Origin of the sequence: Enterobacter cloacae complex sp. P17RS (assembly GCF_014895885.1) — a bacterium.
GTDB classification, from domain to species: domain Bacteria; phylum Pseudomonadota; class Gammaproteobacteria; order Enterobacterales; family Enterobacteriaceae; genus Enterobacter; species Enterobacter bugandensis.
In genome coordinates this window covers 133,040-146,543 of sequence record NZ_JADBQK010000004.1, presented here as the reverse complement: position 1 = coordinate 146,543, position 13,504 = coordinate 133,040, and the positions used below count along the sequence as shown (strand labels likewise).

Genomic DNA, 13,504 nt, shown 5'->3' with positions numbered 1-13,504 from the left:
CGTCCTTCCTTTCTGTTAGTTTTCTATCCCGCTGTTTTTCAAGGCCACTCGCTCGGCAATTTTGAGGAAAGGCAGGTAGAAGAATACACCAAATACGATGATTGCCAACTGGACCACCACGGCGCGCCAGTCCCCCGCCGTCGCCAGCCAGGCGCTGAGGATCGGCGGCGTGGTCCACGGGATCATCACCACGCAGCGCGACATTAACCCCAGCGTGGTGCAGAGCCAGGCGAAGTAAATGCCGATGGCGGGCAGCAGCACAAACGGGATCATCAGCGGCAGGTTAAAGACGATCGGCAGGCCGAAAATCACCGGCTCGTTGATGTTGAATAAGCCAGGTGCCAGCGACAGACGCGCCACCTGCTTCGCCGACTGCTGGCGCGAGAAGATAAAGATGGCGATCAGCAGCGAGATCGTGCTGCCCGTGCCGCCCACCATGCCAAACGTCGGCACAAAGATGTTGTTGATGATGTGCGGGATCGGTTGTCCGTTGGCGAAGGCCAGCATGTTCTCGTTGGTGTTAATCAGCAGGAACGGCTCCAGCACCACGCTGTTGACCACCGACTGATGAATACCGAGCGTGAACAGGAAGTTGCCGAAGCTGTAGATGAAAATCGTCCCCGGCAGGCTGGTGTTGATCAGCCTCAGCGGCTGCTGAATAAAGGTCGTAATGAGGTGGATCAGATCCGTGTGCAGCACGTTCGCCAGCAGCGCCGCCAGCACCGCGAACAGGGAGAGCGTGAGGATGGTCGGAATCAGCGCGGTAAAGGATTTGCTCACCGCCGGAGGTACGTTTTCCCCCAGCGAAATGTGCAGCGCCTTCAGCCGCGAAATAGCGATGAAGACCTCCGTTGAGAGCAACCCAATCAGCACCCCGGCGAAAATCCCGGTGGAGCCGATATTGGCGAACGTCAGCACCTGCGTCACGCTGACCGCAGCGTCGCTGCCAACGGGCGTAACCTGTAAGCGCATCGGCATCATGATGATAAAGCTGCTGACGGCGATAACCACTGCCGAGACCGGATTGTCGAAATCTTTGTTGCGCGCCAGCGACCAGGCAATCATCGGCGCCAGCAGCAGCGCGGCGATGTTCAGCGTGCCGTTAATAATCGCCTCGCCCCACACCTTAAACTGTGTGAGCGTGTCGCCCTCAAAAATCCACGGGAACACCACGTTGTTCACCAGCACCGCCAGACCGGCGAGGATGAAAATCGGCATCACCGTGGCGAAGGCGTCGCGCAGGGATCGCAGGTGCACCTGGTTTGCCAGGCGCGCCGAGAACTCAACAAATTTGTCGACAAAAGACTGCATGTGCGGTGTGATTTTTGTTTCAGACATAGCGGAGTGTTCCCATCAATCAGTCACAAAAACGGCCCGGCAGCGTACGGCTTACATCTCGCGTCCGTTGGTATGGATAACCTGTTTTAACCACGCGTAGCTCTTCTTCGGCACGCGCTTAAGGTCTTTCAGGTCGTGATTCTCGCGGTTGACATAGACCACACCGTAGCGCTTACGCATGTCCCCCTGCGAGCTGAGAATGTCAATTAACCCCCAGCCGAGATAGCCAATGACCTCTGCGCCATCCTCGAACATGGCTTCCTTCATGGCCTCGATATGCGCCCGGTGGTAGTCGATGCGGTAGGTGTCCTCAATCGGGTTAACCCCGTCCCAGGACTCAATCACCCCAATACCGTTTTCAATCGGGAAGACCGGCATGCGCCAGTCGTTGGCATAACGCGTGATGATGGTGCGAAAACCGAGCGGGTCGATCTGCCAGTTCCACTCGGTGGCTTTCAGGTAGGGGTTATTTTTCTCACCGTGCAGCAGGTAATAGTTGACCGGCGTGCCTTTCGGGATCGCGTCGCTGTCCAGCGTTTTGCTGGCGTAGTAGCTGAAGGCCATAAAGTCATTTTTCGTGCGGGCAAACAGAGCGAGATCGTCGGCGCGATAGATATCACCAAAGCCCTCCTGCTCCACCACCGCCATCACCGCCGGGCTGTAGCCCTGACCGGCAAAGACGCGCAGCAGGTTCTGGTTGAGGAATTCGTCGTACTGCTGGGCGCAGAAGATATCGCGCGGCTTGCAGGTGGCCGGATAGATCAGCTGGTGCGCCAGCATGCCGCCCATTAGCTGGCCCGGTTTTGTCTGGTGCAGATACTCGGTCAGCGACATGTGCGCCACCATCGCATGGTGCTGAAGCTCATACAGCTCTCGCAGGGTTTTCTCGCCTTTCATATAGCCGGAAATGCGGAACGCTTCCGGCATATGGAAGATGTTCTGCTCGTTAAAGGTCAGCCAGTACTTTACCCGGTCGCCGAAGCAGTCGATCATCTTTTTGCCATAGCGGATAAAAGCCTCCACCACGCGGCGATCGTTGAAGCCGTTGTACTCCTGCGCCAGCGCCAGCGGCATGTCGAAGTGGTAGAGGCAGATCATCGGCTCGATGCCGCGGGCGATGAGATCGTCAATAAAGCGGTCGTAAAAGGCGATGCCCTCGTCGTTGAACGCGCCGTCGCCCTGCGGGCAGACGCGGCTCCAGGAGATCTGGAAGCGGTAGCAGTTCATGCCCAGATCCTGCATCAGGTCGAAATCTTCCCGGTAGCGGTGGTAGGAGTCGGTCGCCACCTTCCAGTCAGAGACGTTTTCTCCGGCTTCACGAATGTCGTACACCGACATCCCCTTCCCACCCTCGTTCCAGGCCCCTTCCGTCTGCATGCTGGACACCGAGTTGCCCCATAAAAAGTTGGCCGGCAGTGAATTGTTCATGCTCTCTCCCTATATGACTAGTCATTTAAAATCTCATGACTAGTCATATAGGCGAAGATGAAATTTCGATCAAAGGGGAGGATCGTTTTTTGTGAGGAATGTCGGAAAGAAGCGCTAAGCAGGAAAAATGAATAGCGAAATCCTGTTATTCAGGCCTGAGCGTTAGCCTATGCAGAATCACATTTCCCGAACGTGCCACTGGCTGGCCTCATAAAATCATTATTAACTTAATGCGCACGAACCACGGCCCAGGCCGGAACATAAAAATCTCAACCCTATCAAATGGAAAATGACGCTCATGAAGATATCTACTCGCCGTATCGCATTCGCTCTTAGCTTAGCGTTGCCCGGCTCAATGACTCACGCGGCAACGGTGTATACGGGTGATAAAGTGCAGGGAGTGCCGGTTATCTCTACGCTGGATGTATCAGACCTGCCAGCCGGACAACATCGCTTCATGTTCGAGGGGGTTGAGACCGGAACAGGACAGCGCTGGTATGTACCCATAATGGTGGCAAAAGGGAAAACGGACGGGAAGAAAGTCCTTCTGCAAGCGGGCGTCCACGGGGATGAGCTAAACGGCGTGCGCATCGTACAAAAAGTGATGGAACAACTGGACCCCGAAAAAATGAACGGCAGCGTTATTGGCATCATTGGCCCAAACCGTTCTGGCCTTGAGAGAGTCTCCCGGACATGGTCTGTTTCAACCGATGGGGGTGAAACGATCGACTACAACCGCGTCCATCCAGGAAAAGAAACGGGTAACCCTGCTGAACGTCAGGCATGGATGATGTGGAACAAGGTTTACAAGGGGAATGTCGACCTGGCGATTGACTATCACACCCAGTCTACCGGAACGGCTTATCCGCTGTTCATTTATGCCGACTACCGCAATGCGGATGCCCGGACAATTGCGGAACTTTTTCCGGCAGATCAAATTAAGAAAGACCCCGGCGAAGCCGGCTCAATGGAAACCACCTTTATTCAAAATGGTATCCCGGCAATAACGGCCGAGACGGGAGAGCCGAGGATTTACCAGCAGGATATGATTGCCCGGGGTTTAGAGGGTGCTCTCAATGTACTGATCCATTACAAGGTGATTGAAGGCAAAATCGGCGCAACCGCCAGCAGCAATAAAACGTATATTGGTAATGCGATCAGTTCCATACGAGCAACTACGGGTGGGTTTGCGGAAGTTTTCGTTAAACCCGGCGACACGGTAAAAGCAGGACAAGAGGTCGCCCTGCAGCGAAATGCTTTCGGTGATGTTGTCGCGAAGTATTCAGCGGAAAGGGACGGCAAAGTACTGGCAATTGGAACAGATGTGGTCAGAGAGCCCCGAGCCCTGCTGGTAAGAGTCCTTGAGCAAAACCCAGCCGCAACCTGCAAAGACGGCTGCTGATTACCGCCACAGCCCCTCGTTGAATCGGCAAAAGCAGCTTATCGTCATTTCTTCGATATCATCCCCGGCAGGCGAAGCGCCGCCGGGGATGAGGAGCGTTATTGTTGCGCAAGCTGATTGCGACGATACTCCCCCTGACGCTCCAGCATCCAGCCCGGATATTCACGCGGCAGCGCGCTGACGGCATCCAGCTGTTTAAGCTCGTCTTCGCTTAAGCGGATCCCGGTGGCAGCAATGTTATCGTCAAGCTGATCGACGCGTTTCGCACCAATGATGACGCTGGTCACCGCTTTCTGGTGCAGCAGCCACGCCAGCGCGATTTGCGCCACGGAGGCGCCCTTACTTTCGGCAATCACGCGCATCACGTCCACGCAGTCAAAGGCGCGATCTTTATTCACAGGCGGGAAGTCAAACTCCAGACGGCGGCTACCGGCTTCGCTCTGCCCGTCGCGACCATATTTTCCGCTCAGCAGGCCGCCCGCCAGCGGGCTCCAGACCATCAGCCCGACGCCTTCGCTCTGCATCATCGGCACCAGCTCGCGCTCAAGATCGCGCCCGGCGATGGTGTAGTACGCCTGCAATGACGCAAAACGCGCCAGCCCCAGACGCTCGGAAATCCCGAGCGCTTTGGCTATCTGCCACGCCGCCCAGTTCGAGACGCCGATGTAGCGCACGTGGCCGTGCTGCACCAGGTTATCCAGCGCATACAGCGTCTCCTCAATCGGCGTGGCCGGATCGAAACCGTGAAGCTGATAGAGATCGATATGATCGAGCTGCAGGCGGCGCAGGCTCTCCTTCACGCTGCTGATGATGTGATAGCGCGAGCTGCCGCGCGAGTTCACCCCCGCAGTGCCCGTTTCGCCGAACACCTTGGTGGCAACCACCACATTCTCGCGCGGGACGTTGAGATTTTTCAGCGCCTGCCCGAGGATCACCTCCGAGCGCCCTTCCGAGTAAACGTCCGCGGTATCGATAAAGTTGATACCCGCGTCCAGCGCACGGCCCACCAGCTGTTCTGCTTCGCTCTGCTGGAGCTGACCAATCTTGCCCCACATGCCGCCTTCTCCGCCGAAGGTCATGGTGCCGAGGCACAGTTCAGAAACGAACAGACCGGTGTTGCCCAGTTTTTGATAACGCATAAGATAATCCTCGCATGTCGATTGGGTACCCGATAGTTATACCCGCCCCTCAGCCATCGCGAATGTGGCGTTCCTGTCCGTTTCTTGCCCAATCCTCTGAATATTTATCCGCGCGGGGCGTCGCCAAAGACGCTGTAGTCCGGCAGCTGTACCTGCTGATACGGCTCCCAGCCGCCGCCGAGCGCCTTGTAGAGCGCCACCAGATCGAGGGCGCTTTGTACCTGCGCCTGCGCGCGCTGCTGTTCGGCCTGCGCCAGCTGCCGCTGGGCGTCCAGCACGTCGATAAAGCTGGCGATCCCCTGCCGGTAGCTGTCGCTGGCTAAATCAAAGGCGTTTTGCAGGGCATCAATGGTTTTCGCCAGGCCCGCCTCACGCTGCTGGTCGGTGCGATAGCTCACCAGCGCGTTTTCGACATCGCCGAGCGCGGTGAGCACCGTCTGGCGATAGTCCAGTACCGCAGCGCCCTGCTGCGCGCGCGCCACCTTGACGCTGGAGACCAGTCGACCACCCTGGAAAATCGGAATGGAAACCTGCGGGCCGAAGCTGTAGAAGTGGCTGCTCCAGTCGGTCAGCCAGCCGGATTCGCTGTTGCGCAGGCCAAACTGTCCGGAGAGGGTAAAGCTCGGGAACAGCTCGGCCACCGAGACGCCAATCTGCGCCGTGGCGGCATGAAGGTTGGCCTCCGCTTCGCGCACGTCCGGACGGCGGCGCGCCAGCGTGGACGGTATACCAGTCTGCACGATATCCGGCAGCGCGGGCATTGGCTGCGCTGATTGCAGCTCGCTATCCAGCGCCCCCGGCGGCTTGCCGAGCAGAATAGCCAGCCCGTTCATCGCCTGGCGTTCCTGGGCCTGATACTGCGGCAGCTGGGCTTCAAGATTGCCCAGCTGCGCCCGGGCGTTTTCCACGTCCATCTGCGGCGACAGCCCGCCGCGCTGGCGGCTTTCGGTCAGATCCAGCGTCTGCTGCGCGCTTTTAATCTGGGTGTTCAGGGTAGCGATAATGCTCTGCGCCCCGCGCAGCTGGAGCCACGCGCGCGCCACTTCCGCTTCCAGCGACACCAGCGCATCGTTACGCTGTTCGATGGCGGCCTTCTGCTGCGCCTCGGCGACTTCCACCTGACGGCGCACTTTGCCCCAGAGGTCGATTTCCCACTGGGCGTCGAAGCTGCCCTGATAAAGGTTAATCGGCTGCGTCAGCGGTCCTAGCGCGCCTCTGAGTTCAGGGTCGACATTATCCAGTTGGTCGTACACGCCGTGGGATTTTAGCTCCCCTTCCAGCCCGAGCTGCTGGCGCGTCGCCTGCAGATTGCCGTTCACCGACGGGAAAAATGCCCCGCCCGCCTGGTTAATCTGTTCACGCGCCCCGGCAATGCGCAGTACCGTTTGCTGCAGCGTCAGGTTTCCGGCGATGGCGCGTTCAACCAGACTGTCGAGCTGCGGCGAGCCGAAGGTTTTCCACCAGCGCGGATTGGTCGCGGCGGAGGTGGTTTGCGATTTTACCGCGCTGTCGCCCTTATCGTTCCAGTGCGTAACGGCGGGTGGCGCAGGCTGCTGGTAGTCCGGCCCGACGGCGCAGCCCACCAGCAGCATCATTATCATCAGGGGGTGTAAACGTCTGTGTATCATCAGTGTGCTCCTGCACTCCCCTCGCTCTTAACCGGCGAGAGCAACAAACAAAACGGAATCAATAGCAAGGCCACGGCGCTCAGAATGGTGAAGACGTCGATGTAGGCCAAAAAGCGGGACTGCTCGATCATCGTCTGGTACATCCGCCCGGTGGCAATCCCGGTCGGATCGCCCACCTGGGTGGTGAAGTTCTGGATCGCCTGGGCGCTTTCGCGAATCGCCAGCTGGAACTGCTCGTTAAACGGCGAGGCGTGGTAGGCAAGGTGCGCGCTGTGCGCCTGCGCGCGCTCGGTGATGGCCGCCGTCGAGAGAGAAATCCCGATGGATCCCGCCACGTTGCGGAACATGGTAAACAGCGCCGCCGCATCGGCGTTGAGCCGTCTCGGTATCGAGATGAAGGCGATGGTGGTGAGCGGCACAAACAGGAACCCCAGACCAATCGACTGGGCGCTGCGGAACAGCACCAGGGTTTCGAAGTCAATATCCGGCGTCAGCGTGCGCGACCAGAAGAACGACACCGCCAGGCAGGTAAAGCCAAAGGCGATGATCCAGCGCGTCTGCACCACCGGCATCAGCTTCAGCACCAGCGGGATGGTCAGCACGATCAGCACCGCGCCGGGCGAGAGCACCAGCCCGGACCAGGTGGCGGTATAGCCCAGATCCTGCTGCGCCAGCTGCGGGATCACCACCGAGCTGCCGTAGAGGATCATCGCCATCCCAGCCATCAGCAGGCTGGAGATCGCGAAGTTGCGGTCCTTCATGCAGTGCAGATCCACCACCGGCTTTTTGGCATACATCAGCCAGTAGATTGCGCCGATAATGCCGACCAGCGTCAGCACCGCGAAGGTGCGGATAAAGTTCGAGTAGAACCAGTCGTCATCCTCGCCCCGGTCGAGCATCACCTGCAAACAACCCAGACCGAGGGCGATCAGGCCGATCCCCGTCCAGTCGATGGTCAGCTTCTCTTTTGATTTGCTCTCCCACGGCGGATCTTCCAGCAGCTGGTAGATCGCCAGCACCGTCACAATCCCCACCGGGATGTTGATAAAGAACACCCAGCGCCAGGAGTAGTTGTCGGTGATCCAGCCCCCCAGCGTCGGGCCGAGCACCGGCGCGACGATAATCGCAATGGAGGAAAGCCCAAACGCTTTGCCCCTGTCCTCCGGCTTGAAGTAGTCAAGCAGCACCGACTGCTGGGTGGGCTGTAGCCCGCCGCCAAAGAAGCCCTGCATCACGCGGAACAGGATGATTTGCCACAGCTCGGTGGCGATGCCGCACAGAAACGAGCAGATGGTGAACATCACGATGCAAATGAGGAAGAACTGCTTGCGGCCAAACAGCCGGCTCAGGAACGCCGAGATGGGCAGCACGATGCCGTTCGCCACCAGGTAGCTTGTCAGTACCCAGGTGGATTCGTCGTAGCTGGCCGAGAGCGACCCCGCCACGTGCGGCAGCGCGACGTTGACGATGGTGGTGTCCAGAATTTCCATGAACACCGCCAGGGTGACGACAATCGCCACCGCCCACGGGTTACTGGCGGGCTTCCAGTTATCGTGGCTATGATCCGTCATTCCACGGTGACCTTCGGTTCAACCGACAGCCCCAGCGGCAGCGGCTTGTTCGGATCCAGACCTTTATCAATGACGATTTTTACCGGTACGCGCTGAACAATCTTCACGAAGTTACCGGTGGCGTTTTCCGACGGGAAGGCGGAGAAGCGCGAGCCGCTGCCCTGCTGGATACTGTCGATATGGCCTTCAAGCTCCATATCCGGCCAGGCATCCACGGAGACGCTAACCTTATCGCCGGGCTTCATGCGCTCAAGCTGGGACTCTTTAAAGTTCGCCACCACCCACACGTTCGGGGAGACCAGCGAGAACAGCGCGGTGCCCGCCTGAACCAGCGTGCCGGGCTGCACGTTGCGTTTGGTGACAAAGCCGTCGAACGGGGCGCGGACTTCGGTGTAAGAGAGGTTCAGATTCGCGGTTTCCAGCTGCGCTTTGGCCTGTTCGACCTGACGCTCGCGGGCTTCGACGTTGGTCTCCTGCTGGCGGATTTGCAGCTGTACCTGCTCCGCCACTTCCAGCTGCGCCTGTGCGCTGGCAAGGCCAGCCTGGGCGCTGCGCAGCTGAGCGTTCGCAGAATCAATACTTTGCTGGGTGGTCGCGCGCGGATCGACGCCGCGCTGGCGCCGGTACTCCGCCTGCGCGTTCGCCAGATCGGCCTGCGCTTTCAACACCTGCGCTTTGGCTTCGTCACGCTGGGCGGGATACTGCACTTTTGAGAGCGCCAGCTGCGCCTGGGCCTGATGCAGCTGCGCGATAGCCAGCCCAAGCTGAGCCTGAGCCTGATCGCGCTGGGCGGTGGTATCACGCGGATCGATCACCACCAGCACATCCCCTTTCTTCACGCGCTGGTTATCCCGCACGCGAAGCTCGGTAACGTAGCCCGCCGTTTTAGGGGCAATCGTCACCACGTCGCCGTCGGTAAAGGCGTCGTCGGTCGTCTCTTCGTTGCGGGTTAAAAACCACCAGACCAGCGCCACGATCACCATCACGATGACCACGATGCCAAGGATAATTAACGGTTTTTTGCCCGGGCGTTTACGCTCGTTATTGTTTTTATCCTGCTCGTCAGCAGGTGGATTTTGTTCTTCTGCCATAATTCAGCAACGGTCCTGTCAGTGAGCGGCATCACACTATGCCGTTCACTAAAGCTAGGACGTTGCTATACATTTGCCAGGAAAAACTGACAAATTGCGCACTATATGAGAAGGAATAGTCCGAAACCGATCGCCGCAGCCCAGAGCAGCATCGGGATCGACCAGAGGTGGAAGCGCCACCAGATGCGACGGTCGTTGGCCATGCGCAGGGCGATCAGGTTTGCCAGGGAGCCGGGCAGCAGCCCAAACCCACCGATGTTCACCGCCCAGGCCAGCAGCGTGTCCGGCGGAACGTAGTTGAGCAGTAGAATGGTGGCAGGCACGTTGCTGATAAACTGCGACAGGCCAATCGCCGTCAGCCACAGCCCCGGCTGCGACAGCGTGCTGACGCTGTGCAGAACGTTTTGCAGCACCGGAAGCTGAATAAGCAGATGCACGTCGATGAACATCGCCATAAAGACCAGCAGCAGCGTCCAGTCCACGCTCACCAGCACGCGCCGCGCCAGCACGACAAAGCCCGCGGCGACGAGCAGGACGCCCTGGAGCTCATACCTCAGCTCCAGGGCGAACAGAAAGACGATATACAGCCCGAGGCAGCTCCAGACCAGCCGCGGCTGCCACTGCGGGCCCGTGGTCCCGCTATGGTATTGCAGCTTTTTATCCGGAAACGCGAACCAGCAGACCGCCAGCAGCGACAGCATCATCACCAGCGCCAGAGGCGCCATCTGCCAGGTAAAGGCGGCGAATGACAGACCGGAACGTCCCCAGAGAAGAATATTTTGCGGGTTGCCGATGGGCGTCAACAGAGAACCGGCGTTAACGGCGAGCGCTTCAAAGATGATCAGTCTGCTGACCGGGATCTCGCAAAGCTTACGCAGGGTGAGCGTGAGGGGCACGATGATAAACAGCGCCACATCGTTGGTCAGAAACGTCGACAGCACCGCGGCGGAGAAGACCATAAACAGGGCCAGCCTGCGCTCGGTGGCAAAACGGCGCACCATTTTACGCCCCAGGACGTCAAAATAGCCGCTCAGCTCGACCCCTTTGGTCAGCATCATTAACCCACTCAGGGTAATGATGGTGCGCCAGTCAATCGCCGCAGACCAGGCCTGTGGCGCAAACGGCACAAACAGGCTTAACCCGGCGCCAATGATTAATAAGAGATGGAAGAAACGATCGCGTGAGAGGGCCTGCAGTCCAGGGATTTTCATTCAGCAGAGGGACCATATTTAAGGGTAAATTCGCGAAACTTCACCAGCGTCTCTTCGCTAACGTGGTGCTCCATTCCTTCCGCATCCCGACGGGCAATTTCCGGGCTGACGCCCAGCACCAGCAAAAAGTTCTCGACAAGCTGATGGCGCTCGCGGCTCTCCTGCGCAAGCTTCTCCCCTTCCGGCGTCAGAAACACGCCGCGCCAGGGGATCATTTCGATCAGGCCTACCGAGGCCAGACGTTTTAACATTTTAGCGACCGTGGGCTGCGAAACCCCGAGCCTGGCGGCCATATCGACCTGACGCGCTTCCCCAACCTCGCGGATCAGATCGGAAATCAGTTCAACATAATCATCAATCAGTTCACGCCGGTGCGCTTCACGGACCTGGCGAAAACCTTCGACATGTTCTTCAACATTCACCAGTTGCGTCGTTTTTTTAATGGTTGGCTTACCTGCGCGACGGTTCATTGTACTTCCTCATTGGGGTGACGCTTCCAGCGCCCGGTATCGAGAGCGCACATTGTAAACCATCCCTCCACAAGCACAAAAAATTAACGAAATAGCCATAGCTATACAATATAGCCTGTGCTATATCTGTATGTAATGCAGTCACCCTTCACGGATCGAAGGGATCAAACATCAGGAGGTCTCATGAACGAATTCAAGAGGTGTATGAACGTGTTTACCCACTCTCCTTTTAAAGTGCGCTTAATGCTGTTGAACATGCTGTGCGATATGTTTAACAACAAACCGCATCAGGACGACAAACCTTCCCACTAAGCGGCGTTGCGGTACGCCGCTTCATTTTTCTGTCACACTTCCGCTGTAAACTGACCAATTCCCGATAATTTTTGCGGATTTGCAGCCCCCTTCGCAAAACATCTGTTTAGCAACTGTTGACCTTAATTCACGCTCGCACTATCTTCTTGCAGCCCTGCACAATTTGCGGCTCGCTGAAGCGGACCTCTCATTCCCTTTCCACGCACTGTCCGGCAGGCTTTGACCCTTGGCGCCAGGGTGAGCACATGGCGTTTTTGTGATAGTGACCTATGAATGTAACCCTGATAGATACCATCGTTACCCGCAGCCGGGCCTTAAGCCCGTGGACGGGATTTTACTTTTTGCAGTCGCTGCTGATTAACTTTGCGCTCGGCTATCCTTTCAGCCTGCTTTATGCAGTGGCTTTCACCTGCATCCTGCATGTGCTGTGGCGAGCGGCCCCGCGCGTGCAGAAAGCGTTGGTAGGGGTCTGTTCGCTGATAGCTGCGATGTATTTCCCGTTTGGCCAGGCCTACGGCGCGCCAAACTTCAACACCCTGCTGGCGCTGCACTCCACCAATATGGAAGAGTCGACGGAGATCCTGACGATCTTCCCCTGGTACAGCTACGTCGTCGGCCTCTTTATCTTTGCGCTTGGCGTCATCGCGGTTCGTCGCAAAGCAGACGCGAAGAGATCATGGGGAAAAATGGAGTCTCTGTGCCTGGCGTTTAGCGTGGGGACGTTTTTCGTTGCGCCGATGCAAAACCTGGCCTGGGGCGGCGTGTTCAAGCTGAAAGATACGGGCTATCCGGTGTTCCGTTTCGTTAAAGACGTCGTCGTGAACAATAAAGAGGTTCTCGACGAGCAGGCGCGCATGGCTGAACTTTCCAATATGAAAGACACCTGGAACGTGCTGGCGGTTAAGCCGAAATACCATACCTATGTGGTGGTGATTGGCGAGAGCGCACGTCGCGACGCGCTGGGCGCATTCGGTGGGCACTGGAATAACACGCCGTTTGCCAGCTCTGTCAACGGCACCCTGTTTACCGATTATGTGGCGGCCAGCGGCTCGACGCAGAAATCGCTCGGCCTGACGCTGAACCGCGTAGTGGATGGCAAACCTCAGTTTCAGGATAATTTTGTCACGCTGGCCAACCGCGCCGGTTTTCAGACCTGGTGGTTCTCCAATCAGGGGCAAATTGGCGAATACGACACCGCCATCGCCAGTATTGCTAAGCGTGCTGACGAAGTGCAGTTCCTGAAGAGCGGCGATTTTGAAGCCGACAAAAACACCAAAGACGAGGCGCTGCTGAAGATGACGGCGCAGGTCTTTGCTACCCAGCGCACCCAGCCGCAGCTGATTGTTCTGCACCTGATGGGATCGCACCCGCAGGCCTGCGATCGCACTGGCGGTAAATACGCGGAGTTTGTGCAGTCGAAAGAGACCTCTTGCTATCTCTATACCATGACGCAAACCGACGAGCTGCTCAGCAAGCTTTACGATCAGCTGCGCAATACGGGCGAAAGCTTCTCTGTGGTCTATTTCTCTGATCACGGGCTGGCGTTTAAAGAGCGTGGCAAAGAAGTGCAGTATCTGGCGCACGACGACCAGTTCCAGCAAAATTTCCAGGTGCCGTTTATGGTGCTGTCGAGTGATGATAAAACGCATCGCGTTATCAAAGCGCGGCGCTCGGCGAATGATTTCCTGCAGTTCTTCTCGCAGTGGACGGGGATTAAGGCCAAAGAGATAAAAAATGATTACCCGTTTATCTCCAACAAGAAAGCGCCCCCAGTGTACGTTACCAACTTCAAGTTACAGAAAGTTGACTATAACCATCTGGGTACCGATATTTTTGATATTAAGAGTAAGTAAGCTGTCCGATCTCGTGCGGTCTGATGCCCTCACCCTGACCCTCTCCCACAAGGAGAGGGAA

11 protein-coding genes are annotated in these 13,504 nt (G+C 57.6%); 3 read left to right on the top strand and 8 right to left on the bottom strand.

Going from position 1 to position 13,504, the window contains the following annotated elements:
- Positions 1-15: 15 nt before the first annotated feature.
- Both IM265_RS04505 and IM265_RS04500 read right to left on the bottom strand, forming a co-directional pair.
- A complete protein-coding gene (locus tag IM265_RS04505; RefSeq protein WP_182034127.1) occupies positions 16-1,338 on the bottom strand; it encodes a PTS sugar transporter subunit IIC in 1,323 nt (440 codons plus the stop codon).
- 51 nt (positions 1,339-1,389) lie between these two features.
- Complete coding sequence (locus tag IM265_RS04500; RefSeq protein ID WP_193030893.1) at positions 1,390-2,766, bottom strand: glycoside hydrolase family 1 protein; 1,377 nt, start codon at positions 2,764-2,766, stop codon at positions 1,390-1,392.
- A gap of 298 nt (positions 2,767-3,064) precedes the next feature.
- On the opposite strand from IM265_RS04500, the gene IM265_RS04495 reads away from it, so the two are divergent.
- Entirely contained in the window at positions 3,065-4,168 is a 1,104-nt protein-coding gene (locus IM265_RS04495) for a succinylglutamate desuccinylase/aspartoacylase family protein (RefSeq protein ID WP_048999203.1), read from the top strand.
- Between the two features lie 98 nt (positions 4,169-4,266).
- Here IM265_RS04495 and IM265_RS04490 read toward each other — a convergent pair whose 3' ends face one another.
- From IM265_RS04490 to mntR, 6 genes are all read right to left on the bottom strand, one after another.
- Positions 4,267-5,307, bottom strand: coding sequence for an aldo/keto reductase (locus IM265_RS04490; protein ID WP_193030891.1), 1,041 nt, complete (start codon positions 5,305-5,307; stop codon positions 4,267-4,269).
- A gap of 104 nt (positions 5,308-5,411) precedes the next feature.
- Positions 5,412-6,935: an efflux transporter outer membrane subunit gene (locus tag IM265_RS04485; RefSeq protein ID WP_193030889.1), complete on the bottom strand. Its 1,524-nt coding sequence runs from the start codon at positions 6,933-6,935 to the stop codon at positions 5,412-5,414.
- Positions 6,935-8,506, bottom strand: a complete 1,572-nt coding sequence (locus IM265_RS04480) for a DHA2 family efflux MFS transporter permease subunit (protein WP_028012453.1) — start codon at positions 8,504-8,506, stop codon at positions 6,935-6,937. The genes IM265_RS04485 and IM265_RS04480 overlap by 1 nt, the downstream gene beginning before the upstream one ends.
- Positions 8,503-9,597, bottom strand: a complete 1,095-nt coding sequence (locus tag IM265_RS04475) for an HlyD family secretion protein (protein WP_041910714.1) — start codon at positions 9,595-9,597, stop codon at positions 8,503-8,505. Before IM265_RS04475 ends, IM265_RS04480 begins: the two co-directional genes overlap by 4 nt.
- Positions 9,598-9,698: 101 nt before the next feature.
- Positions 9,699-10,808: an anion transporter gene (locus tag IM265_RS04470; RefSeq protein ID WP_088204898.1), complete on the bottom strand. Its 1,110-nt coding sequence runs from the start codon at positions 10,806-10,808 to the stop codon at positions 9,699-9,701.
- A complete protein-coding gene (mntR, locus tag IM265_RS04465; RefSeq protein WP_008501176.1) occupies positions 10,805-11,278 on the bottom strand; it encodes a manganese-binding transcriptional regulator MntR in 474 nt (157 codons plus the stop codon). The genes IM265_RS04470 and mntR overlap by 4 nt, the downstream gene beginning before the upstream one ends.
- 183 nt (positions 11,279-11,461) lie before the next feature.
- On the opposite strand from mntR, the gene mntS reads away from it, so the two are divergent.
- Positions 11,462-11,590 carry a manganase accumulation protein MntS gene (gene mntS / locus IM265_RS04460; RefSeq protein WP_032644847.1) on the top strand — a complete coding sequence of 43 codons (129 nt, stop codon included), beginning with the start codon at positions 11,462-11,464 and terminating at the stop codon, positions 11,588-11,590.
- 269 nt (positions 11,591-11,859) lie between these two features.
- Positions 11,860-13,443, top strand: coding sequence for a phosphoethanolamine transferase (locus tag IM265_RS04455; protein WP_193030887.1), 1,584 nt, complete (start codon positions 11,860-11,862; stop codon positions 13,441-13,443).
- Positions 13,444-13,504 lie beyond the last annotated feature (61 nt).